19 protein-coding genes are annotated in these 23,411 nt (G+C 47.0%); 3 read left to right on the top strand and 16 right to left on the bottom strand.

Going from position 1 to position 23,411, the window contains the following annotated elements; all coding sequences use genetic code 11:
- Positions 1 to 105 precede the first annotated feature (105 nt).
- From IEW88_RS09760 to IEW88_RS09740, 5 genes are read right to left on the bottom strand one after another with little or no spacing between them, the layout of a single operon-like run.
- Complete coding sequence (locus IEW88_RS09760; RefSeq protein WP_229670430.1) at positions 106 to 1,767, bottom strand: type IV pilus secretin PilQ; 1,662 nt, start codon at positions 1,765 to 1,767, stop codon at positions 106 to 108.
- A 60-nt stretch (positions 1,768 to 1,827) separates the two neighbouring features.
- On the bottom strand, positions 1,828 to 2,373 hold the full coding sequence (locus tag IEW88_RS09755; RefSeq protein ID WP_147904045.1) for a pilus assembly protein PilP: 546 nt from the start codon (positions 2,371 to 2,373) through the stop codon (positions 1,828 to 1,830).
- Positions 2,370 to 2,969 (bottom strand): type IV pilus inner membrane component PilO, encoded by a 600-nt coding sequence (locus IEW88_RS09750; protein WP_147904044.1) that lies wholly within the window; start codon positions 2,967 to 2,969, stop codon positions 2,370 to 2,372. The genes IEW88_RS09755 and IEW88_RS09750 overlap by 4 nt, the downstream gene beginning before the upstream one ends.
- Complete coding sequence (locus IEW88_RS09745) at positions 2,966 to 3,571, bottom strand: PilN domain-containing protein (RefSeq protein ID WP_147904043.1); 606 nt, start codon at positions 3,569 to 3,571, stop codon at positions 2,966 to 2,968. Before IEW88_RS09745 ends, IEW88_RS09750 begins: the two co-directional genes overlap by 4 nt.
- A complete protein-coding gene (locus tag IEW88_RS09740) occupies positions 3,559 to 4,638 on the bottom strand; it encodes a pilus assembly protein PilM (protein WP_147904042.1) in 1,080 nt (359 codons plus the stop codon). The genes IEW88_RS09745 and IEW88_RS09740 overlap by 13 nt, the downstream gene beginning before the upstream one ends.
- Before the next feature lie 150 nt (positions 4,639 to 4,788).
- On the opposite strand from IEW88_RS09740, the gene IEW88_RS09735 reads away from it, so the two are divergent.
- Together IEW88_RS09735 and IEW88_RS09730 are read left to right on the top strand one after the other, a co-directional pair.
- Positions 4,789 to 7,413, top strand: coding sequence for a penicillin-binding protein 1A (locus tag IEW88_RS09735; RefSeq protein ID WP_147904041.1), 2,625 nt, complete (start codon positions 4,789 to 4,791; stop codon positions 7,411 to 7,413).
- A 173-nt stretch (positions 7,414 to 7,586) separates the two neighbouring features.
- Entirely contained in the window at positions 7,587 to 8,282 is a 696-nt protein-coding gene (locus IEW88_RS09730; RefSeq protein WP_147904040.1) for a tellurite resistance TerB family protein, read from the top strand.
- Positions 8,283 to 8,350: 68 nt separating this feature from the next.
- Here IEW88_RS09730 and argH read toward each other — a convergent pair whose 3' ends face one another.
- The 10 genes from argH to metB all read right to left on the bottom strand — a co-directional run bounded on the left by argH (position 8,351) and on the right by metB (position 21,240).
- Positions 8,351 to 9,730 (bottom strand): argininosuccinate lyase, encoded by a 1,380-nt coding sequence (gene argH, locus IEW88_RS09725; protein WP_147904039.1) that lies wholly within the window; start codon positions 9,728 to 9,730, stop codon positions 8,351 to 8,353.
- 198 nt (positions 9,731 to 9,928) lie between these two features.
- Entirely contained in the window at positions 9,929 to 11,137 is a 1,209-nt protein-coding gene (locus tag IEW88_RS09720; protein WP_221411410.1) for an argininosuccinate synthase, read from the bottom strand.
- 2 nt (positions 11,138 to 11,139) lie between these two features.
- Positions 11,140 to 12,054, bottom strand: a complete 915-nt coding sequence (locus tag IEW88_RS09715; protein ID WP_147904037.1) for an ornithine carbamoyltransferase — start codon at positions 12,052 to 12,054, stop codon at positions 11,140 to 11,142.
- A 75-nt stretch (positions 12,055 to 12,129) separates the two neighbouring features.
- Complete coding sequence (gene argB / locus IEW88_RS09710) at positions 12,130 to 12,900, bottom strand: acetylglutamate kinase (RefSeq protein ID WP_147904036.1); 771 nt, start codon at positions 12,898 to 12,900, stop codon at positions 12,130 to 12,132.
- On the bottom strand, positions 12,897 to 13,937 hold the full coding sequence (gene argC, locus IEW88_RS09705) for an N-acetyl-gamma-glutamyl-phosphate reductase (RefSeq protein ID WP_147904035.1): 1,041 nt from the start codon (positions 13,935 to 13,937) through the stop codon (positions 12,897 to 12,899). Before argC ends, argB begins: the two co-directional genes overlap by 4 nt.
- A gap of 340 nt (positions 13,938 to 14,277) precedes the next feature.
- On the bottom strand, positions 14,278 to 16,032 hold the full coding sequence (gene dauA, locus IEW88_RS09700) for a C4-dicarboxylic acid transporter DauA (protein ID WP_147904034.1): 1,755 nt from the start codon (positions 16,030 to 16,032) through the stop codon (positions 14,278 to 14,280).
- Between the two features lie 77 nt (positions 16,033 to 16,109).
- Entirely contained in the window at positions 16,110 to 16,643 is a 534-nt protein-coding gene (gene thpR, locus IEW88_RS09695) for an RNA 2',3'-cyclic phosphodiesterase (protein WP_188713507.1), read from the bottom strand.
- Between the two features lie 13 nt (positions 16,644 to 16,656).
- Complete coding sequence (gene metF / locus IEW88_RS09690) at positions 16,657 to 17,559, bottom strand: methylenetetrahydrofolate reductase (RefSeq protein ID WP_147904032.1); 903 nt, start codon at positions 17,557 to 17,559, stop codon at positions 16,657 to 16,659.
- An 8-nt stretch (positions 17,560 to 17,567) separates the two neighbouring features.
- Entirely contained in the window at positions 17,568 to 19,955 is a 2,388-nt protein-coding gene (gene metL, locus IEW88_RS09685) for a bifunctional aspartate kinase/homoserine dehydrogenase II (RefSeq protein WP_147904031.1), read from the bottom strand.
- Between the two features lie 10 nt (positions 19,956 to 19,965).
- Complete coding sequence (gene metB, locus IEW88_RS09680; protein WP_147904030.1) at positions 19,966 to 21,240, bottom strand: cystathionine gamma-synthase; 1,275 nt, start codon at positions 21,238 to 21,240, stop codon at positions 19,966 to 19,968.
- Between the two features lie 211 nt (positions 21,241 to 21,451).
- Here metB and metJ point away from each other — a divergent pair, with 211 nt between their 5' ends.
- Positions 21,452 to 21,787: a met regulon transcriptional regulator MetJ gene (metJ, locus tag IEW88_RS09675; RefSeq protein ID WP_008900448.1), complete on the top strand. Its 336-nt coding sequence runs from the start codon at positions 21,452 to 21,454 to the stop codon at positions 21,785 to 21,787.
- A gap of 96 nt (positions 21,788 to 21,883) precedes the next feature.
- Here metJ and IEW88_RS09670 read toward each other — a convergent pair whose 3' ends face one another.
- Positions 21,884 to 23,134: a malic enzyme-like NAD(P)-binding protein gene (locus IEW88_RS09670; protein ID WP_147904029.1), complete on the bottom strand. Its 1,251-nt coding sequence runs from the start codon at positions 23,132 to 23,134 to the stop codon at positions 21,884 to 21,886.
- Between the last annotated feature and the right edge of the window lie 277 nt (positions 23,135 to 23,411).

Raw genomic sequence — 23,411 nt, 5'->3', positions numbered from 1 at the left:
TCCCACGAAAATTTGAAGCGGTGAATTATGTCAGCAATCAGCTTGGCTTGGCAAGCTAATTTTCTGCCGGAGCCAGCGTCAGCTCCGGCCTTAGGTTGGTACCTTTTATAAACTTTCAGTCAGAATTTTTGGGGTAACAAAAATCAGTAATTCGGTTTTTTCATTAAAGTCATTACGACGTTTAAATAAATTTCCTACATAGGGAATGTCACCCAAAACCGGCACCTTTGAGGTGGTATTGGTCATCTGCTGTTGATAAATGCCACCCAGGACCACTGTAGCCCCATTATCAACCAAAACCTGAGTTTGAATACGCTGAGTGTCTATGGCCTGAGCCGGGCCATTGCCTGTCGACACAGTTTCACCGCGGGTATCCTGAGTGATTTCTAAATCCAGAATAATTTTATTGTCCGGTGTAATTTGAGGTGTCACTTCCAGACTTAAGACCGCCTTTTTAAAGGTGACTGTGGTAGCGCCACTGCTGGATGCTTCCAGATAAGGAATTTCAGTACCCTGCTCGATCCGGGCTTTTTTCTGATTCGCCGTGGTAATACGTGGGCTGGCAATAATTTCGCCTTTGTTCTCCTGCTCCAAAGCGGAGAGTTCCAGGTCCAGCAAAGTGCCATCAGCAAACTTTGTGACATGAAAGGCGATACTGCCAGCGGGATTCGCCACAGGTAAGTTGACATTCCATCTGTCGTTTAACGCTGGCACAGTGCCCCCCGCCAGATTATTCGCGCCCGGCGCTGTGCCGGACCAGGCCTTATCATTTTGCTGATCGCTAAAGCCCCAGCGTAAGCCAATTTCGTCCCTTACATTGTCTTTGACTGTCACCATACGGGATTCAATCAGCACCTGTTTCACAGGTACATCGAGCCGGCGCAATAAACGTCGCAGATTTTCGATAGTGGTCGCCGTATCTTTCACCAATAAAGTATTAGTTCTGTCGTCCACTGCTACATTGCCTCGGGCCGACAATAAAGTCGCTTCTTTGTTATTTAACAATGCTGCTATATCTGCCGCTTTGGCGTAGTTAATAGCTAGAAATTCTGACATCAGAGGCTCTAATTGCTCAACCTGCTGTTGAGCCTGTAGCTCTTTGGCTTCGCGTGCAGCCAGCTCGTCCGACGGCGCTATCATCAGAATATTGCCATCCATGCGTTTATCCAGCCCACGCACTTTTAGTACTATATCCAGTGCTTGATCCCAGGGCGTGCCGTCCAGCCGTAAGGTGATATTGCCAGTGACTGAGTCGCTGGTGACCAGATTAAAGCCATTGTAATCCGCAATAATCTGCAGCACAGTGCGAACCGGAATATCCTGAAAATTCAAAGAAATAGCTCGACCTACATACTGGCCAGCTGCCACTGATTTACTTTGTTCAGCCGATTTTTTCTGCACGATAAGATGAAACACCTCGTCGACTTGCTGGTAGCTGTAAGTAAAAGCATCAAGAGTTTCAATCACTAATCTGGCTTTGTTGCCTTCACGGAAGGTTTCAATGCCTTTGACCACAGTTGCAAAATCCAGTACGTCCAGTTGGTACAACAACTCATCACTAATTTTTGTGTCATGAAAATCGAGCTGAATATGGTCGTTTTTCTCCACCACATCTACAGCAGCCGAATTTTGTTGCAAAAAAACCAAGACTTTAGCTTCGCCTTGTTCGCCCCGACGAAAGTCTATTGAATCAATTTCATTAATAAAATCTTTGCTAGCCTGCCCTGCTGAGGCAAAAAAGCTGGTGAGCAAAACGCAAAACAGCATGAGTTGACAACAATGGAGGAGCCTGACGCCTGTTGTAATGTTTCTCATCATTCAGCTCGCTCAGTTAGTTTCGGCAGCATCAATGGACGCCTCCAATAATTGTAATTTGCTGTTTCTCTGCACAGTACAGCCACTGCCATCAGGAATAAATTCTGTTATCTCAATATAGTCAGGCTTCACTGCAACCACCCTGCCATGAAATAAACCTAATCTGTCGTTGAGACCTATCCTGTGCATACTTTGATCGGAGGCTTCAATTAAAGCCCATAATTGATCGGCATGACCTAAAGTTCCGCGCATGGTTAAATTGTCTATCGCGTAGTGTTCTAAGGCTTGCTTTTCACGCTGATGATCCAGCTGAATACAACCCGGTTGATGCAGAGCTTGCTGGTTATAGGCTTGTGGCGATGGCAGGCTAAAAGGACTACGCAATTCAGAGCTGGTGTAGGGTAAATGTTCAAAGTCCTTCACTGGAGGCAAAGGCGGAATTTGAGCTCTGGTAGTGGTCTTCACATCCGCCATAAACTGCTGAATATCTGTCGTATCGCTAAAACATCCGCTGAGCGCCAGCAAAGCAGTCAGCATAACAATGGGAGCCTGTTTCATTTTTTCAGCTCCTTGTACCTGTAAGTTTTAGCTATGACGCTAAAACTCTGATTGCCCTCTTCCCGGCTTTGGATCACAAAATCATGCAAACTGACAATACGAGGTAACTTAGCGATTTCACTGACAAAATTGCCAATCTGGTGATATTCCCCTATGACTTCAATTTGAATTGGCAGCTCGGTGTAGAACTCTTTTTCAATTTCCGGCATCCAGTTAATACGGACAAATGTAAGTCCTACTGAGGTACCGGCAAAAGTAATATCATCCAGCATGCCTGGCGTTTCATGGGTCGCAGGTAACTGCTTTAACAACACAGAAAAGGTTTTTTCCATCTCCTGCATTTGCTGCTGGTACAGCTCCAGGTTAATAGCTTTACCGTATTTACTTTGATACTCAAGGCGTAGCTCCTGTTCCTTCTGCAGCTGCGCATCCAGATGACTAACCTGGTCTTTAATCAGAAACAAGTAACTCAATAACATCACAGCAGTAGCAACCACCAAAGCAAGACCGACCTTACCCGCCTTAGGCCATGCCCCCATGTTGTTAAAATCAAGCTCAGCTAAATCGATATCAGATAAATTGATATTCAGGCTCATTTTTGCCCCCCTGCTTTGTTGGCCGTTTTGCCTGCAGGTTGTGAAGGCAGTGGTGGAGGTTCAGCGCCAACTAGGCGCAAATGCATCTTAAAATCGCTTAATAAACCACTGTCATCTTTACTGGCCTGAATAAACTCCAGCACAGGCTGAGTCAACAAAGGAGATTGCTCAATCACCCTTAATAAGCTGGATAATCTGTTATTCGACTCACTTTTCCCTGTGATGAGTAATCTGTTAAATTTTTTATCCATAGACACCAGATACACACCTGCAGGCACGGTTTTAGCCACCTCATCCATTATTTGGGTGCCCAGGTTTCTGCTACGCTGCAATTGTTCAATCAATGACATACGCTGCTGTAAACCTTCTTTTTGTTTTTCCAGTTCGCGGATTTGGCCGATACGCAGGTTTAATTGCTTAATTTCCGTTTCGAGCAAGGTATTACGACTGATTTGCCCTTCGACACGAGCCTGATATACCCAATAGACCAAAAACATCAGCACAAATGCCAGCACAGCCACTTGCGCTAACACCGTCAGATAATCCATCTGTTGTTGTTTACGGGCAGCTTCACGCCATGGCAGCAGGTTTATTGATGCCATGAAGTAAAACTCCGCAATGCCAGACCTGTTGCGATCATCAGACAAGGCGCTTTTTCAGTCAGCTGCTGACGATTGACCGTCGCAGCGGATTCCATATGCCGGAATGGATTAGCGACCACGGCCTGGATAGCTAATTCGTCACTGATCAGTTTGTCTATGCCATCCAGTAAGCTGGTACCGCCACTCACCAATAAATAATCGACCTGCTCTTTACCACTAGTGGTCAGGTACATTTGAATAGCACGACGAATTTGTTGTAATAACATGGTCTGAAAAGGCGCAAGCACTTCAAAGCTATAACTCGGGGGCAAATCGGCTAGAATTTTCGCCTGCTCAGCTTCTTCGTAAGTTTTATTGTAGTAATGCATAATGCTGCGGCTGTACTGCTCACCACCAAAGGCGATGTCTCTGGTATAAAGATTTTTATCACCTTCCACTATGCTCAACAGTGTCATAGTGGCGCCTATATCCAACACCGCCACTACTTTTTCTGCTGCATCTTCCGGCAATTGATCCAAACATAATTCAGCAGCCCGACTTAAAGCAGAACTTTCGACATCTATCACTTTGGCAGTAAAACCGGCAGATTCTAATGCGGTCACCCTTGCCTGCACACTTTCGGTGCGGGCAGCGCTGAGCAGCACATTAACTTTACTGGGATCCGTTTCATTGATCTCTAGCCGCTCGAAATCTAAACTGACTTCATTTAGCGGGTACGGAATTAAACTATCGGCTTCCAGTTCAATCTGACGGGCTAATTCAGCATCTGTTAAACTGGCATCCATAAAAATCACTTTACTGATCACCAGAGAACCCGACACAGCTGCAGCTGCATACTTAATTGATTTATCTATCTTTTTTCTAATATTCAATAAGGCATCTGCGACGGCTTCTATGTCCTGAATTTCACGATCGACCATTGTGCCTTTCAGCATAGGTTCTATTGCAAAGGCTTCTACTTTATAATGCTGGTTGTGCTGGCTTAATAACACAGCTTTCACAGCATGTGAGCCAATATCGACCCCTAAGATCAAAGCTTTTTTGGTTTGAAACAGAGTGCTTCGCATAGCGTCCTGTACACAGGTCAATGATTTCTATTGAACTTCTGTCAAGAGCTTAGTCGTTTCGTAAAAAATTGCGTAGGGTCGACAAATAGCTTTTAAAAAAAACAGACTGACATTCCCGTCAGCCCCGAAAATATACATTGAGGTTCATCAGTGTCGTGGTTTAAAAAACTAATCATTCTGTTGATTGCAGGTGCTTTTTCCGTTGTGGCTTTGGTTGCTGCGAGTTACTGGTATGTAAAAGATGACTTGCCAAGTGTAGCCACATTAAAAGACGTCAAACTGCAAACACCTATGCGTGTTTTTAGTCAGGACGGAGAGCTGATTTCACAGTTTGGTGAAAAGCGCCGTATTCCGTTAACACTGGCAGAAATGCCTGACTTACTGATTAAAGCTGTGCTGGCCACGGAAGATAACCGCTTTTATGAGCATCCGGGCATTGATGTCATTGGTATGTTCCGCGCTGCGACTGTAGTGGCATTCAGTGGTGAAGCCAAACAAGGCGCCAGTACTATTACTCAGCAATTAGCACGGGTATTTTTTCTGACCCGTGAGAAAAAGCTGATCCGTAAAATTAAAGAAATCTTTTTGGCTTTACGTATCGAACAAGAACTGACCAAAGACGAAATTCTGGAGCTGTATTTAAACAAAATTGAGTTAGGTCAGCGCTCTTTTGGTGTCGGTGCTGCAGCCCAAGTTTATTTCGGTAAAAACATTCAAGATTTAACTTTATCCGAAATCGCTATTATTGCTGGCTTGCCGCAAGGTCCTTCGGTATTAAACCCGGTCCGCTCACCAAGTCGTGCCCGCGCCCGTCGCAATATAGTGCTGGGTCGTATGCTGAATGAGGGCTACATCACTCAGGCTCAGTATGATGAAGCATTACAAGAACCTATTTTATCCAAACTACATGGTGCACAGATCACAGCATCTGCACCTTATATTGCAGAGATGGTGCGTCAGGAAGTGGTAGATAAATACGGCGAAGAGGAAGCCTATTCCAAGGGCTTTCAGGTATTTACCACCGTAGACTCCAGATTGCAGGGTAAAGCTGTCGCTGCAGTACAAAAAAATGTGGTGGGCTATGACGAGCGCCACGGCTACCGTGGCCCTGTCGCGACTTTATGGCAAGCCAACCCGGAACCACAAGCGGATGGTTCTGTAAAGTTTGTGGAAAAAGATCGTCTGAGCGATGAAGCTATCCTGGCTTATCTGGATAGCCAGGATGGACTGGAAGATTTAATTCCTGCGGTGATCACTGAAGTCTCAGGCCAACAAGCCGAAGCCATTTTATCGGGTGGCCGCAAAATCAGCCTGCCCTGGCAAGGTCTGAGCTGGGCCCGTGCTTTTATCAGCCACGACAGACAAAGCCATCCACCTAAAGCCGCTGCTGATGTGTTAGCACCAGGTATGCATGTGTTAGTGCGTCCTTCAGCGGGAGAGTGGCGTTTAGGCCAAATTCCAGGAGTCAGTGGCGCTATTGTGGCCATCAACCCAAAAGATGGCGCAGTACAAGCTTTGGTTGGTGGCTACAGTTTTGCCATGACCCAGTTTAACCGAGCCACTCAGGCCAACCGTCAGGTCGGTTCCAATATTAAACCTTTTATTTATTCAGCTGCTTTAGAATCTAATCTGACACTGGCGACTTTGATGAATGACGCCCCTATTCATGAATGGGATGAAGGAGCCAATCAGGCATGGCGTCCCAAAAATTCACCTGAAGTCTATGACGGCGCTATTCGTATTCGTGAAGCCTTAGCCAAATCGAAGAACGTAGTAGCGGTGCGCTTATTAAGAACTGTTGGAGTAGAAAAAACCCGTCAGCATCTGACAAAGTTTGGTTTCAGAGAAAAAGACTTACCCCACAGTGAAACTCTGGCGTTAGGCTCTGCCTCCTTAACCCCGCTGGAACTGGCAACAGGTTACGCGGTATTCGCTAATGGCGGTTATTTGGTCAAGCCTTATGTCATTACTAAAATTCTGGATGACCAGAATAACCTGATTTACCAACATGTACCTGTATCTGTTTGTCCTGAATGTGAACAGCAAGACTTGGCAGCCCGTGCCGCAAAAGAAGCGGCGGCTTTGGCTGAAACTGTAGATCCAGAAACCGCAGATCCTGAAGCTCAACTCGAAGCGACGTTTGCCGAACAAACCGCAACCACAGAACAAACGACTGTCGCACCAGCACCAGCTTATGCCCCACGGGTGTTATCGGCGCAAAATGCTTTTTTAATTGCGGACGCGCTAAAAAGCTCTATCTGGGGTGGTGGTGACTGGAAAGCCGGGACAGGCTGGAACGGCACAGCTTATAAATTGAAAGAGCTAAAGCGTCAGGATTTATCCGGCAAAACCGGTACCACCAATGATGTAAAAGACGCCTGGTTCTCCGGCTTTTCACCTGATTTAGTGGTGACATCCTGGGTCGGTTTTGATGATGCGGAAAGCCGGTTAGGTAAAACGGCCTGGAATAACAATCTGGGTAAAGATCAGGTCGCAGGCGGTGAGTCGGGCGCAAAAACCGCATTACCAGCCTGGCAGGAATTTATGGGGTTTGCGTTAAAAGATAAACCACAGGTTTTTGTACAACCTCCGGTAGGTATTACTTCAGTGCGCATTGATTTAAAAACAGGTTTGCTGACTCAGGCAACAGATAACAGCAGTGGTTTTGAGTTTTTTATTCAGGGCACAGAACCTAAAACTTATGTCAATTCGTCGGTCCAACAGTTGCCCACGCAGAATAATCAGCAACAACAGGAAGAAATCGAGTTGTTCTGATCGCGGTCTGTTGTACACAATGAAAGGTCGCTTTTAAGCGGCCTTTTTTATTCCGGCTTCGCAACTATTTAACTATCACATCAAGTTATTTATATCTGCTTACAACTACAACTGAATTTTCTGCGCTGAAACCAGTCTGATAATAACTAACAATAATTCAAGGACTTCTATCAATGAATACTAAAGGTTTATTGGACCAGTTGCTTAAGGCCGGTTCTGATCTGATGCAACAGAAATCAGTATCACAGAGTTCTCATCAATCATCTGCCTCCTCTTCAGTCAGTAAATTAATGTCAGGTTTTGGTGGCGGGGCCATATCCGGTGGTGCTTTAGCTATGCTGCTTGGCTCAAAAAAAGGCCGCAGCCTCGGTGGAAAAGTCATCACCTATGGCGGTTTAGCTGCACTGGGAGTACTGGCTTATAAAGCCTATGGCAACTGGCAGCAGCAGAACAAAGGCACAGTAGACCAGCATGAACCTCAAACTGTAGACCGTTTGCCCGCACCGCAAGCCGAACAACACAGTCACGCTATATTAAAAGCATTAATAGGCGCAGCCAAAGCTGATGGTCATATTGATCAGCAAGAGCGTGAATTGATCGACAGCGAAATCGCCAAACTGACCTCGGATTTAAGCCTGCAACGCTGGTTTGATCAGGAACTGGCAAAACCACTAGACCCTGCTGATGTCGCAGGTGCTGCCACGACACAGGAAATGGCAGCTGAGATGTATCTGGCGAGCCTGTTGGTGATCAACGAGCAAAACTATATGGAAGGGGCTTATCTGCAGGAACTGGCACGTCAGTTGAAACTGCCCACTGAGCTCAAAGCTGAGCTGGATTTTCAGGCCAAACAGGCGTTAGCCGCTTAACTTTTGGCTGCGCTAAAAAGCAAAAAGCCGGATCAAAAATCCGGCTTTTTTCGTTGGACCAGCTCAATTCAGAGGGCTTCAAACCAAACTTTGGTCGCGTCCAGCGCTTCTTTGACTCTGTCAGGACTGGTGCCTGCTAAAGAGGCACGTTTGGCCAGACCGGCTTCAATGGTCAGAGCGGCAAAAACATCATCGCTGATTAAAGGCGATACCTGCTGCATTTCAGCTAAAGCTAAAGCTTCCAGCGGTTTTTGCTGCTTCGACGCCACCAGTACCAGCTCACCGGATAGCTCATGAGCGTCACGGAAGGCGATGCCTTTACCGACCAGATAATCGGCCAGATCGGTGGCATTGCTGTACCCAAGCTCTGCGGCTAAGCGACAGCGTTCTACATTCACCGATAGATGCGGCAGCACTGTCGCCAGCACCAGCAAGCATTGTTGCCAGCTTGCCATTAAATCAAAAAAGCCCTGCTTGTCTTCCTGCATATCTTTGTTGTACGCCAGAGGCAAACCTTTAAGTACATGCAAAATAGCCACTAAATGACCCAACACCCGACCGGTTTTACCACGCAATAATTCAAACACATCAGGGTTTTTCTTTTGTGGCATCAAGGACGAACCACTGCTAATCGCATCACCGAGCTTAAAGAAAGCCGCTTCGCCCGAGCAGAAGAAGATCACATCTTCGGATAAACGCGATAAATGCGTCATACACAAAGAGGCTGCAGCAGATAACTCCACCACATAATCCCGATCAGACACTGCATCTAAGCTATTCAGTGCAGCGGATTGAAAACCTAAACGCTGCGCTAAAGCGGTACGGTCGATTTGAATACCAGTGCCCGCTAAGGCACCACAACCTAAAGGACAAACATCCATCCGCACTAACGCATCGTCAATACGGCTTAAATCCCGCTTAAACATTTCGATGTAAGCCAAAGCCCAGTGACTAACCAGCACAGGCTGAGCCCGTTGCAGATGAGTAAAGCCCGGCATCACAGCACCAAAATGCGCATCAGCAAAAGTAACCAAAGCCCCAATAGCGTTGATTAAAGTGCCGCGTACCTGAGTGGCATTCAGCTTGGTCCACAAACGTAAGTCGGTAGCGACCAAGTCATTACGGCTGCGGCCTGTGTGCAGCTTTTTCGCTACCACACCAATTTTTTGCTGCAACTGAGCTTCCACCCAGCTATGAATATCTTCTTCCTGCGTTTGTAACGGCAGCTTTGGATTGGATTCGAGCGCTAAAGCTAAATCAGCCAAAGCATGATCCAGCTGCTCTGCTTCGGCTGCGGTAATAATACCGGCTTCAAGCAAGCCTATGGTCCAGGCACGGGAGGCCTGAATATCCTGTTGCGCCAGCAGATAATCAAAACTTAATGAGTCATTAAATTCACTGAACTCGGCCAGACTGGCTTCGGTAAACCGACCACCCCACATCGCCATGATAAATACCTCTGCATTAATAGTAGATATAGCCAAAGTAATTGATGTTGCAGCGCGACGGCAAGAGAGCGAGACCCCATGAACATAGTAGTCCTATGTGATTGGGGCGAGAGAACGCAGTCAACAAAGCGGCAGCTTCAAGTACGAAGGGTATAGAATGGGCGGCCTGGTAGCCGCCCTAATAATTACGCCAGGAGCTTAACCTTTGCTATGCAAAGCACGAATACGGCTGGCTAAGCTATACAGGCGGATAAAACCTGCAGCATCTTTTTGGTTGTACACTTCATCGCCTTCAAAAGTCGCGAAAGCTTCTGAGTACAGGCTGTTGGGTGAACGGCGTTGCGTTACAGTCACGTTGCCTTTGTACAGTTTGACCACTATGTCGCCTGTCAGTTGATCAGCAAGTGAAGTAGCTGCTGCTAACAAGGCATCTTTTAACGGTGTAAACCAACGGCCATCATAGACCAGCTGAGCAAACTCTAAGCCCACTTCTTCACGGTATTTCAGTGACGTGCGGTCATACACCAAAGATTCCAGTGCACGTAAAGCCGCCACTAAAATAGTGCCGCCAGGTGTTTCGTAACAACCGCGGGATTTCATACCCACTAAACGGTTTTCTACGATGTCGATACGGCCTACACCATGCTCTGAACCAATAGCATTCAGCACTTCAATAGCTTTGACAGGAGCTACAGCTTCACCGTTTAATTTCGTCAGTTCGCCTTTTTCAAAACTTAACTGAATATGTTCGGCTTTATCCGGCGCCTGCTCTGGTGATTTAGTCCACATCCAGATTTGGTCTGATGGCTCATTCCACGGGTTTTCAATCTCACCACCTTCATGCGAGATATGCCATAAGTTGGCATCACGGCTATAAATTTTGGTGGCAGAAGCAGTAGTAGGCACATTTTTCTCAGCCAGATAATTGAGCAGTGACTGACGTGAGTTAAATTGCCATTCGCGCCATGGTGCTATCACTTTTAACTGTGGCGCTAAGGCGGCAAAAGCACCTTCAAAACGCACCTGATCATTACCTTTACCAGTACAACCGTGGCATAAAGCGTCCGCACCTAATTTCAGCGCCAGCTCAACCTGAGCACGGGCAATCACAGGGCGTGCCATAGAAGTACCCAGCAAATACTGGCCTTCATACACCGCACCTGTTTTTAAGGTTGGATAAATCACTTCTTTGACAAGCTCTTCGCGCAGGTCGACCACATAGCAAGAGCTTGCACCTGACTTGATGGCTTTTTCTTCCACACCAGCCAGTTCTTCATCGCCCTGACCTACGTTGGCAACAAAAGCTATCACTTCACAGTCATAGTTGTCTTTTAACCAAGGCACAATGGCTGATGTGTCTAAACCACCTGAATACGCTAACACTACTTTTTTGATACTCATGTCCAACCTCAACTAAATAAACTGACTAATACGGCATTCTGAGCGTGCATACGGTTTTCTGCCTGCTGCAACACTAAGGAATTATCACTGTCCAGCACTTCGCTGGTCACTTCATGCCCACGGTGTGCTGGCAGGCAGTGCATAAAATGTTTGATGGCTAAACGCTGCATCACTGCAGTATTTATTTGGTAAGGTGCAAACAGGTTCTCGACCAGTTTAGGGTCGGCCTTAGCGCCCATAGACAACCAGGTGTCGGTGTAAATCGCATCAGCGCCTGCAGCTGCGGACACATGCTGACTTAAAGTCAGTTTAGCGCCGCTTTTTTCTGCTATCGCCTGAGCTTTTAACAATACATGAGCATCAGGACCAAAGCCTTGTGGTGTGACCACAGTCAGCGTCATGCCCATAATGGCAGCGCCTAACATCAGCGAGTGGCAGACATTGTTACCGTCGCCGACAAAAGCCAGATGCACCTTGCTTAAATCGCCATAATGCTCTTTTAACGTCAACAAATCGGCCAGCGCCTGACAAGGATGGTACAAATCGCTCAGTGCGTTAATCACTGGTTTTTTGCTGCTTTGCGAAAGCTGCACTAATGTTTTCTGAGAATAGACCCGCGCCACTATGGCATCACACCAACAGGCCAGGTTACTGCCAAAATCTTCCACTGATTCGCGTACGCCCATAGCTCCGTTTTGCTGATCCAGATAGACACTATGACCACCTAATTTATTGATCCCTACATCAAAGCTGACGCGGGTTCGCAAAGAAGGTTTTTCAAACAACAAGGCAATGCTTTTGCCTTTGAGCGCAGAGCTGTACTGCGCTGGGTTTTGTTTGATCTGAAGCGCAAGCTCCAGAAGGTCGGATAATTGGTTCTGATCTAATTCAGCTAAACATAAAAGCTGGGTTAATTTACTCATAAAAACACACTGCATGTCCGCTAGGCGGCATCCTTATCGTTGCAACACACCCTTATGGTGTGTTTTGTTTCGGGATCAATACACGATGCAAGTACCTACTGCTTCTTGTTGCATCAACTTTAATAAATCGTCCGGATGCTGCCATCCTGCCACTGTAATATTACGTTTCAGTGCTTGGGCTGTTTCGAGCGCTGCATCCAGTTTTACTTTCATGCCACCTTTAATCACGCCATCTGTAACCAGTTGCTGGGCTTCTGCTGCAGTTAAAGTTGGGATGAGCTGCATATTGGCATCGAGAATTCCTGGCACATCGGTCAGTAACACCAGTTGACCTTGTACTAACTGACAAATAGCAGCGGCGGCAATATCGGCATTCACATTGAGTAACTGACCATCGGCACTTAAACCAATAGAGCTGAATACAGGGGTAAAACCCTGAGCCAATAAGGTATTCAGCAGCAGTGGATTATTAGGTCTGGCAATACCAACAGCGCCTAATTTGTGATTAATATCAAAAGCTAAACTACCACCTGCTGCCAGACTTAAACCCACAGGATTTAACCCCTGTAAGGTTGCACGAGCCACCATATCCGCATTAACAGCACCATCTAAAGCACCGGTGATCACTGGCATTTGTTCGGCTGGTGATACCCGCTGGCCATCAATTTTTTGAGTCTCGAAACCAAATTTGGCCAGCCACTGATCGACCTGATCGCCACCGCCATGCACCAGCACGATCGGATACTGAGTTTTTAACTGGGCACAAACTTTTAATAAGGCATCTAAAGCGGCCTGATCCTGTAATAAACGGCCACCCATTTTAAGTACTAAAGGCGTCTGGTTCATTCTGCTGCTCCTGCAAATAAACCCGCGGTTTCAGGAGCGCCAAATTTGATATTGGCCGCCTGCATCGCTTGTGCAGCAGCACCTTTGAGCAAGTTATCAATAGCGGACACAATCACCAGTTGCTCACCGTCCTGCTGCCAGTGGATATCACAAAATGGCGTACCTGCGACATCAGCTACATTGGGCGAATGTTTGACTAAACGCACCAATGGCTTAGTTGCATAAGCTTGCTGGAAAGCGGCAGATACTTGCTCTGCAGTCACACCAGATTTTAAAGTCACCACGCTGGTGGCCAGAATGCCACGTTTAAAGTTGCCTAAATGCGGCGTAAACACCACTTTACGGCCTAAGTTCTGCTCGATTTCAGGTCTGTGTCTGTGTTTAAAGAAGCCATAGGCATTCAAGCCCACTTCGCAAAATGAGGTGCTTAATGCCGCTTTACGGCCAGCACCTGACACACCGCTGGTGGCGTTGATCACAGGAATGCAGCCATCAGCCACTAAACCTGCTTTTAATAAAGGCAATAACGCCAGCGAACAAGCTGTGGGGTAACAACCAGGCACAGACACCAGCTGTGGCAACGGCTTATCCAGCCACTCCATCAGTGAATACACAGCTTGCTCCAGCAGTTCCGGATGCTGATGCTCATAGCCATAATATTTAGGATACAAAGCCGGATCTTTTAAACGGAAAGCGCCGGATAAATCAAACACGGCTATGCCTTTGGCCAGTAATAAAGGCGTAACAGCTTCACTGACTTCATGTGGTAAAGCTAAAAAAGCCACATCCAGTTTGCCTGCTAAATCTTCCACTAAATCATCTGTCCACGGCTGAACCACTACATCCACAACGTTTTGATAACGTGGATATAAATTCGAAAAAGGTTCAGCAGCGCGGCCAGCGGATGCAAAAGCGTAACTCAACTCAAAATACGGATTCCGTGCCAACATAACGGCCAGTTCGGCGCCGCTATAGCCGGCAGCACCTAAGACAGCGCTGCGCAGTTTGGTGGTAGGGGAAGTGGATTGAGTGGACATAGGTCGCTGAGTCTCCGAAAACAAAAATAATAAATTAAGGCCACGCCAAAAAAGTGTGGCCAGTGTAGTGGCTTCGCCATGCAGTTTCAAGAATTATTATGCTGAATTAGTGAATTTTTATTTTATTTGATTCATAAATTCAAACAAGCACCCGATCCACTGCAGAAAGACCACAGCTTAGACCAAAATGCCCCAAGGCAGAAGTAAGAATATACCCGTCGTCCTTGAAATTGCCGCTTTGTTGACGTCGCCATCTCGCCCCGGTCACATAGGTTAACTATGCTCCCGGGGTCTCACTGGCTTGTCGCCTCGCCGCACCTTCAAGTAACTTGGGTATACATCAAAGCCCCACAGCTTCGCCTTGCGGATCACTGCTTTGGCCCGGCAGGCCATTAAGCGCATCAGCTAAGCTTGAATAAAAACTCAAAATACCAGGCAAAGGTTGCACCTTAGCTTTGGCCAGAGTTTTTAGCGGTTGAAAGGTTAAATCAGTTACCAATAAATGCGTGCCCTGCTTTTCAGCCAGACTGACCAGTTTGGTAAAAGCTGAGAGCCCACCGGCATCCATCAAAGTCACGGCATCCATCACTAAAATAGCGCCTTGTTGTTGTTTGAGTTTGACCGATAGCTCACCAAACACCCGGTCGGCTGCGGCGAAAAACAAAGGGCCGCTGATGCGAAATGCTTTCCAGCCTGCAGGCAAAGGCGCCAGCAGGTATTTTCTGTTATGACTGATATCCGCAACACGAGTCATATCGGCCACTTGCTTCACAAAGAAGAAGGCCGCTATCACCATGCCACAGCTGATAGCAATGACCATATCAAACAGCACAGTACAGCCAAAACAAATCAGGAAAATAATAATGTCGTTACGGGGCGCTGTTTTTAGCAGATGTACAGCTTTAGGCGCTTCACTCATATTCCAGGCCACCACCAACAACAAAGCGGCCATAGCCGCCATAGGTAGATAGGCCAATACAGGTGCCAGCACCAGCAAAGCCAATAACACCACCAAGGCATGGACCATAGCAGCTATAGGCGATTGAGCACCAGCACGCACGTTAGCAGCAGAGCGGGCTAAAGCAGCTGTTGCAGTAAAGCCGCCTAAAAATGGCGCTACTATATTGCCAATGCCCTGGCCTAATAATTCGCTGTTGGCGCTGTGTCTGCGTCCTGTCATACCATCCAAGACTACGGCGCAAAGCAAAGACTCAATAGCGCCTAACATCGCCATCGCAAAAGCTGCTGCCAATAAGTCTTTTACCATTTGAGTGCTGAACTGCAACTCTTGGCCGTCCGGGCCGGCCTGTAGCCAGGGCCAGTTGAATTCGGGTAATACGGCAGGTATGCCCTGCCCTTGCGAGCCATCAGGCAATAAATAGCTAAAACGACTGCCTATGGTATCTAGCTCCAGCCCATAGTGAGCAAGCGCCAGGGCCAAGCAAGTTGCAACCACTATGGCAGGTAAATGGGGTGGTAAAGGCAGTTTGAGTTTTGGCCAGAGCCACATCACAGTTAAAGTGACTACAGCGACCAGCAAGGATGGCCAATGCAGATCGGGTAAAGCGAAAGACAGTTGCTGTAGTTTTTCCAGATAATGTTCAGACAGCTTGTCGATTGGTAAACCAAACACATCTTTGATTTGCAAAGTGGCAATCACCACAGCAATACCGCTGGTAAAACCTAAGGTCACAGCTTCGGGAATATATTCGATAAAACGACCGAAACGCATAGCGGCCATGATGATCAGCATCACCCCAGACAAAATGGTGGCAAGCAGTAACCCAGCAAGGCCATAACTTTGGGCTACAGGATACAATATCACTACAAAAGCAGCGGTAGGCCCGCTAATGCTGTACCTTGAGCCACCGGTCAGCGCAATTAAAAAACCGGCGATAACGGCTGTATACAAACCGTATTGCGGCGGTACACCACTGGCAATCGCTAGCGCCATCGCCAGTGGGATGGCGATAATACCAACAGTGATACCAGCCATTAGATCCAGCTTAAAAGCGCCAAAGCTATAGCCTTCAGCCAGAGATTCCCGTAGCGCATGACCGATACGTAAAGAAAACAAATAAGAGCGGTGCGACATCTGAATCCGTCCAGTGGCAAAACACAAGCTGAGTGTAACTAAGTCTAGCTGCTAAGGTGTTGATCTAGCATAACGATTTAGCTCTTTGGGACTAAAGTATAAGTTTCGACACTCTGATAGCTTACGCCCTGCTCTGTACTGATGGAGTGATACAAGGCCACTTCTGTGCAAAACAGGCGTAATGGCTCAACAGTTAAAGGAAAAGCATCTACAGACTGAAACTTACGCGCCAGGGTAACATGAGGTACGAAAATTTCCGGTACAGGCGCATTCAGAAAAGGCAAAGCCAGCTGTTGCAGTTTTTGCTGTAGTGCCATCATAGCTTCGGGTGGTTCAGACAGGCCCAGATACAGCACTTGGGCACGGCTGAACTGATTCAACTGGTCAAAACAAAGTTCAAAAGGTGGTAGTTGACTTAGCAGTTCAAGGCTTTGTGACCATAACTGCTGTTGCACAGTGAAAGCTTGCTGACCTAAAAATACCAAGGTCAGATGCAGGTTGTTGACTGAATGCCACTTGGCATTCTGACACAGTGCAGGCTGCTGATAAGCATGCAGCAGCCGTTGTTGTTCAGTGCTGAACTTCAGACTGAGAAAGCATCTGTCGTTCATCTTATGAATAATCTCAGGCAATGGCACTCTGCGGCCGTACACCCAATAAATGGCAAATAGCGTAAGTCAGTTCACTGCGGTTCAAAGTGTAGAAGTGGAAGTGATTCACGCCTTCACGGCTTAATACTTTGACCATCTCCATGGCGATGTTGGCGGCCACAAGGTTACGGGTAGTGGCATCCTGCTCCAGTCCTTCGTAGGCCTTATTCATCCAGCTTGGTATAGCCACATTGGTCATAGTGGCGAATTTTTGCAGCTGCTGGAAGTTGGTCACAGGCAAAATGCCCGGTACTATTTCTACATCTATACCAATAGCAGCACAGCGGTCGCGGTAACGTAAGTATTTTTCAGGGTCAAAAAAGAACTGGGTAATAGCACGGGACGCGCCAGCATCGACTTTGCGTTTTAAGTTCAGTAAATCAAACTGCGCATTGGGTGACTCAGGGTGAACTTCAGGGTAAGCCGCCACTGAAATATCAAAGTCAGCCACTGAACGTAAAATTTCAACTAAATCCGCGGCATACAAAGCTGGTTTTTCTTTATTGCCTGGCGGTAAATCGCCACGCAAAGCAACAATATGCCGAATGCCATTGTCCCAATAGTCTTTAGCAATACGCTCAAGTTCAGCACGGCTGGCATCCACACAAGTTAAATGCGGTGCAGCTATTAAGCCGGTACGTTGTTTAATCGATTTAATAATGTCGTGGGTACGGTCACGTTCGCCTGAGTTGGCACCATAAGTCACAGAAACAAAAGAAGGTGCCAAAGGCGCTAAACGTTCAATCGATTGCCATAAAGTGTTTTCCATCTGTTCTGTTTTAGGCGGAAAAAACTCAAAGCTAACGTTGACCTTGCCTGCCACATCCTGCAGGTTGCGGTTCATGGATTCTAAATACTGTGCGCTGACAAAAGACATATTATTTCTCACTTCACCCAGGCTGCGGCCTGAGCCTGACTATGTTTAGCTGCTTTGGCAGCGGCAATTTTTTGTTTGGCTAAAATGGCTAAGTCGGCATGCACACCACCAGCCGTCACCTGACGACCTGCGCCTGGGCCTTTTAACACCAACGGATTCTGTTGATACCAGTCGGACTCAATGACAAAAATATTGTCACAAGGCAAAATGGCTGCCAGCGGATCTGTCTGTTCTACCGCCACCAAGGACACCTGCGCCTTGGCTTTGCCTGCTGCTATCTTTAAATCGGCGACATAACGTAAGACTTTACCCGCTGCAGCTGCTTGTTGTTGCAGTGCTGCCAGTTCCTGATCCAGCACTTCACGCCCCGCCCAAAAGTCATCCATGCTGCCAGCACTTAACGAAGCGGGTAATAAAGGTTGTAATTCAATCTGGTCTATATCCAAAGCTAAATCTAGCTCACGGGCCAGCACCAGCAATTTACGTTGCACATCTTTACCTGATAAATCATCGCGTGGATCGGGTTCAGTCAGGCCCAATTGCTGCGCTTCTGAGACAAAATCCGAAAAAGCTTTGCTACCATCAAATTTTGCCAGCAACCAGGACAAAGTACCGGAGAAAATACCACTGATGCGATGTACTGTATCGCCGCTGCTTTTTAATTCCTGCAATAAACGTTGTACTGGCAAACCTGCACCTACAGTGGTATTACTCAGCCACTGCACCTGCTGCTGTTCAGCCGCTAGTTTAATCTGTTGATACTGCGCCAGTGGCAAAGTCACACCTTGTTTATTGGCGCTGATGAGGTCTAAACCTGCGTTGATAAACTGCGGATAACGCTCAGCAAAAGCACGGCTTGGGGTTAAATCCACCAACACTTTAGGTTCAGGTAACTGCTGCAGTGCCAGCTCCAACTGAGCTTCTGTATAAGCAGGAGCCAGAGCCAGCGCCTGTTGCCAATTGTGAATATCAATTTTTTCGGCAAAAAGTGCCTGACGGGAATTCAATACCCCTGCCAGTTTTAACTCAATTTGCCCCGTAAAGGCTTGTTGCTGTTTCGCTAACAAAGCTAGAAATTCTGCCCCCACGTTACCAGTACCAGCCACCACCACATTCAATTGGACCTGAGTTGGCAGTAATAATTGATGTAGCTCTGTTAGCTCTAACGAAGTTAAGGCAGGCTGAAATAACCATAATGCCAGTTGCTCATCTTCAAAATGAAAAGCAGCTTGCTGACGGTCTAACCAACGCCCTGCTACAGCATTGACTTGTTTCTGCTGGCGAGCTGCTGGCTTGACCCAGGCCACTGCATGAAAAGTCTGAGGATTCACCCGGGCAAAAACTTGTTGTCCCGCCAGATAACTTAACAAAGTATCCACCTGATGGCTGGCGACTATCCATTGATTTAACGCCTTAGGTGCGGCGAAGACTGTAATTTGTAAGACGGAAGCCACAGCTGCAGCAGTTAATTTGCAGTTATCCGGCACTGTCACTAAGGCCGCCTGTGTTAAGTCAGTTAAAAACTGCACTTCAATAGCGGCTTGTTGGCTGACTTTGCAGCCAGGGTGATTCGGCTCAAAACTGCTGCGCACTATCAATTCCGCCGGTGCATCCAATAAAGGACTTAAGGTTTTGGCATGCAACACCGGATTTCCCAGCTGAGCCAAAGTTAAAGCCTGTTGCCATGGCACCTGACGATAAGCTCGGGCTGAAGGAACTTTACGTGGGTCGGCGCTATAAATGGCATCGACATCAGTCCAGATATGAATAGCCTGAGCTTTAACCAGACGGCCTACTATAGTGGCAGAATAGTCACTGCCATTGCGGCCCAAAGTAATGCTGTTGCCTTGTAAATCGCGGGCTATATAGCCTGTTACTACTTTAATACCATTGGTTTCAAAAGGGGCCAGCCATGAAGAGGACACCTCGTATTGCACTTCATTGCCGTCCAAACGTAAAAAGTCACGGGCATCGATAGCTGTAGCCGCTAAGCCTTGTTGATTCAGTAAAGCCGCCAATAATTGGCTGGATAAACGCTCACCTGTGGCCAATACATCGTTAAATTGGTTAGTCGCCAAATGGCCCGGCACTTCAGCCAACCAGCTCTGTACTTTGCGGATAAGCACAGCCGCGTTTTGTTCATTTAAAGTGCGCTGAATAAGTAAGCTCAACTTTTCAGTCAGTTGCTGTAACAGCGCAGCAAACAGCTCTGGTTGTTCACGGCTGTCGATGAGCGCCAGTAATTCATCCGTAGTGTCGCCAGGGGCTGATACCACCACCCAGGCTTGTGGCTCTTTTGCCACAATAGCTGCGACTGCAGAAAAACGCTCAGCACTGGCTAAGCTGCTGCCACCGAATTTATGCACTGTATTTTTATGATTTAAGGTACTACTCATCACTCGCCACCTACCACAACACACTAAGTGCCGGGTTTAATCTGAATTGCTGTTGTTCGTTTTTTACAGGATCTGCAACTGCGGGCTCTGACTGAACCTGTTGTGTTTTAGTGTTTTGTTTGACAGCCGCATCTACAGCAGCAAAAGCCTGTGCCAGATCGGCTATTAAATCCTGAGCCTCTTCAATACCTACAGATAAACGAATTAAAGTCGGGCCTATACCTGCAGCTTTTTGTGTAGCTGCATCTAAAGAGGCATGAGTCATAGAACCTGGGTGGCAGATTAAGCTTTCAATACCACCTAAAGACTGAGCCAAAGTGAAACACTGCAGGGCTGCAAAAAACACTGGTAGATAGGCTTCATCGGCGGCTAAATCAAAACTCAGCATCGAACCAAAACCGTGCTGTTGTGCTTTGGCAATGGCATGACCCGGATGGTCTTTTAAGCCTGGGTAATAAACCCGCCCCACCAACGGCTGTTTTTGCAGGAAATCCACCACCAGCTCGGCATTGTGCTGATGTTGTTTAATTCGCGGCAGCAAAGTGCGCAGGCCACGTAAGGTTTGATAGGCATCAAAAGCACCACCAGTGACACCTAAACAGTTAGCCCACCATTTCAGCTCATCACCCACTGCGGCGTCTTTGGTAATTAAAGCACCACCAACTATATCGCTGTGGCCATTAATAAACTTCGTAGTGGAATGCACCACTATGTCAGCACCCAGCGCGATAGGATTTTGCAGAGCCGGTGATAAAAAGGTATTGTCTACCACCAGAATAGCGTTTAGTGTTTTTGCCAGCTCAGCAGCGGCTTTGACATCCGTAATTTGTAGCAATGGATTACTTGGCGTTTCCACCCAAATCATTTTCGGCTGTGCTGCTCTTACTTGTTCTGCCCAGTCGGTTTGCTGGAAATTGACGACCACCAGTTGAAAGGCTTTTTTACGAGTGGCTAAATTCAGGAATAAACGATAGCTGCCGCCGTAACAATCATGCGGAATGACTAAGGTATCTTCCGGGCCAATCAATTGCAGCGCCAACAAGCAGGCCGACATACCAGTGCCGGTAATTAACCCCTTAGCCCCACCTTCCAGCTCTGCTAATGCGTCGCCTAATAAATCTCGTGTTGGGTTATTAGAACGCGAATAATCGTATTTGCCCGGCTGCTTAAAAGCTTTGAGTTCATAAGTTGAGGTTAAATACAAAGGCGGCGTCACAGCACCATAAGCAGAGTCCTGCGCTATTCCGGCGCGGGCAGCTACTGTGGCTGAATGTGGTTTGCTCATAAAAAACCTCAAATTTAGATGTTTAGACGTCTAAAAGTATACTCAGCAAAAATAAGAAGTCAAAACATTTAGACGTCTGTACTATTAAATCTTGCGCAGAGTTTGTACTCGGGGGTATAAAGAAGTAAAATTTCGCCCAATTACGTTTACGTGCGCGACAACGTAGAAAAGGTCAGCAGACCACATAACTAAATTCAATCAAGGTATCCCTATGGCAAAGTGGAATGGTGAGTATGTTCACCCTTATGCGGAACACGGAAAGAAGTCCGAACAGGTGAAAAAGATTACAGTCTCAATCCCGTTGAACGTTTTGAAAGTGTTAACAGATGAAAGAACCCGCCGCCAGGTGAATAACCTGCGTCATGCCACCAACAGCGAATTATTATGTGAAGCGTTTTTGCATGCCTTCACTGGCCAGCCTTTGCCGGCAGATGAAGACTTACGCAAAGACAACCCACATCAGATCCCAGTGGAAGTGCGTAACATTTTAACCAGTATGGGTAAGCCAATTCCTGTGATCCAGGAAGCGGATTCAGACGAAGAGTAATACCGGATCAGAGCCTTGGCTCTGACCCACAGATCAGCTTGTCAATTCAAACCAGATTGTTCAATCCGGAGCGAATACCGTACATTGGGGTCAGAACTAAAGTTCTGACCCCATATAATTTTCAGGCATTGGCAAACGCGCCACTCCTGATGCCACAGCGGCTTCAGCCACTGCACGGGCGACGCGGGATAATAAACGTGGGTCCATGGGCTTTGGAATAATATACTGAGCACCAAACTCCAGTTTATCTACTTGGGCAGCTGTTAGCACAGCCTGAGATACTGGTTCTTTGGCAATAGCACGAATCGCCTGCACTGCTGCCAGTTTCATCTCATCATTAATCACTTTGGCACGCACGTCCAAAGCACCACGGAAGATAAAGGGGAAACACAAGACGTTATTAACCTGGTTCGGGTAATCCGAACGACCCGTTGCCATAATTAAATCGCTACGCTGGGCATGCGCCAGTTCAGGTTTAATTTCTGGATCCGGATTCGAACAGGCGAAAATCACCGGTTTATCGGCCATCAATTTTAAGGTTTCAGCAGGCAGAGCATCAGGTCCAGACACACCAACAAATACATCAGCGCCATCCATTGCCTCTTCCAATGTGCGTTTGTCGGTGTTATTGGCAAACAGCTCTTTGTATTGATTCAAATCGTTACGACGGGTATGGATCACGCCCTTAGTGTCGAGCATATAAATATGTTCGCGTTTCGCACCACATTTTATCAGCAGCTCCATACAGGCAATAGCCGCTGCACCTGCGCCTAAACAAACAATAACCACTTTACTGATGTCTTTGCCCTGAATTTCCAGCGCATTCAATAAACCTGCAGCTGTCACAATAGCTGTGCCGTGCTGATCATCATGAAAAACCGGAATATTGCAGCGTTTTATTAGCTCTTTTTCAATCTCAAAACACTCAGGCGACTTAATATCTTCCAGATTAATACCACCGAAAGTGTCGGCGATATTGGCCACTGTGTTAATAAACTCTTCCGTAGTACGATGCGTGACTTCTATATCTATAGAATCAAGGCCAGCAAAACGCTTGAATAATAAGGCTTTGCCTTCCATTACAGGTTTGGATGCCATAGGGCCTAAGTTACCTAAACCTAAAATAGCGGTGCCATTACTAATGACAGCCACCAAATTACCTTTGCCGGTGTATTTATAAACATCGTCTATATTATTGGCAATTTCACGCACAGGTTCAGCCACACCTGGGCTGTACGCCAGCGCGAGATCTTTGACTGTTTCAGCAGCTTTACTGATTTCAATACTGATTTTTCCCGGTTTAGGCTCGGCGTGATACTTCAGCGCCTGTTCTCGAAAATCTGACATAGGTAGAGGTTCCATGAGTAGGTAAGTATGCCCTGTGGGCTATGTTTTTCTATTTGTTATGAGTTGTGGTGCAACCCAAAAGGTGGCTCATTCTAAAGAGCAAGCCAGCCCTTTAGAACTACTAATTTTCAGATCGTACCAGTGTATACCCTTCGTACTTGAAGCTGCAGCTTTGTTGCCTGCGCGCTCTCGCCCCAGTCACATAGGACGACTATGCTCCTGGGGTCTCGCGCACTTGTCGCCTCCCTGCAACTCCAATTACTTTGGGTATAGTCAC

The organism is Rheinheimera tangshanensis, from assembly GCF_014645135.1.
Classification (GTDB): Bacteria; Pseudomonadota; Gammaproteobacteria; order Enterobacterales; family Alteromonadaceae; genus Pararheinheimera; species Pararheinheimera tangshanensis.
This window is presented reverse-complemented; position numbering and strand designations above follow the sequence as displayed.

What these genes read in the sequence shown, in the direction of transcription:
- IEW88_RS09760 (WP_229670430.1), bottom strand. Translation starts at nt 1,767, where the DNA reads ATGCTGTTTTGCGTTTTGCTCACCAGCTTTTTTGCCTCAGCAGGGCAG.
- IEW88_RS09755 (WP_147904045.1), bottom strand. Translation starts at nt 2,373, where the DNA reads ATGAAACAGGCTCCCATTGTTATGCTGACTGCTTTGCTGGCGCTCAGC.
- IEW88_RS09750 (WP_147904044.1), bottom strand. Translation starts at nt 2,969, where the DNA reads ATGAGCCTGAATATCAATTTATCTGATATCGATTTAGCTGAGCTTGAT.
- IEW88_RS09745 (WP_147904043.1), bottom strand. Translation starts at nt 3,571, where the DNA reads ATGGCATCAATAAACCTGCTGCCATGGCGTGAAGCTGCCCGTAAACAA.
- IEW88_RS09740 (WP_147904042.1), bottom strand. Translation starts at nt 4,638, where the DNA reads ATGCGAAGCACTCTGTTTCAAACCAAAAAAGCTTTGATCTTAGGGGTC.
- IEW88_RS09730 (WP_147904040.1), top strand. Translation starts at nt 7,587, where the DNA reads ATGAATACTAAAGGTTTATTGGACCAGTTGCTTAAGGCCGGTTCTGAT.
- argH (WP_147904039.1), bottom strand. Translation starts at nt 9,730, where the DNA reads ATGGCGATGTGGGGTGGTCGGTTTACCGAAGCCAGTCTGGCCGAGTTC.
- IEW88_RS09715 (WP_147904037.1), bottom strand. Translation starts at nt 12,054, where the DNA reads ATGAGTAAATTAACCCAGCTTTTATGTTTAGCTGAATTAGATCAGAAC.
- argB (WP_147904036.1), bottom strand. Translation starts at nt 12,900, where the DNA reads ATGAACCAGACGCCTTTAGTACTTAAAATGGGTGGCCGTTTATTACAG.
- argC (WP_147904035.1), bottom strand. Translation starts at nt 13,937, where the DNA reads ATGTCCACTCAATCCACTTCCCCTACCACCAAACTGCGCAGCGCTGTC.
- dauA (WP_147904034.1), bottom strand. Translation starts at nt 16,032, where the DNA reads ATGTCGCACCGCTCTTATTTGTTTTCTTTACGTATCGGTCATGCGCTA.
- thpR (WP_188713507.1), bottom strand. Translation starts at nt 16,643, where the DNA reads ATGAACGACAGATGCTTTCTCAGTCTGAAGTTCAGCACTGAACAACAA.
- metF (WP_147904032.1), bottom strand. Translation starts at nt 17,559, where the DNA reads ATGTCTTTTGTCAGCGCACAGTATTTAGAATCCATGAACCGCAACCTG.
- metL (WP_147904031.1), bottom strand. Translation starts at nt 19,955, where the DNA reads ATGAGTAGTACCTTAAATCATAAAAATACAGTGCATAAATTCGGTGGC.
- metB (WP_147904030.1), bottom strand. Translation starts at nt 21,240, where the DNA reads ATGAGCAAACCACATTCAGCCACAGTAGCTGCCCGCGCCGGAATAGCG.
- metJ (WP_008900448.1), top strand. Translation starts at nt 21,452, where the DNA reads ATGGCAAAGTGGAATGGTGAGTATGTTCACCCTTATGCGGAACACGGA.
- IEW88_RS09670 (WP_147904029.1), bottom strand. Translation starts at nt 23,134, where the DNA reads ATGTCAGATTTTCGAGAACAGGCGCTGAAGTATCACGCCGAGCCTAAA.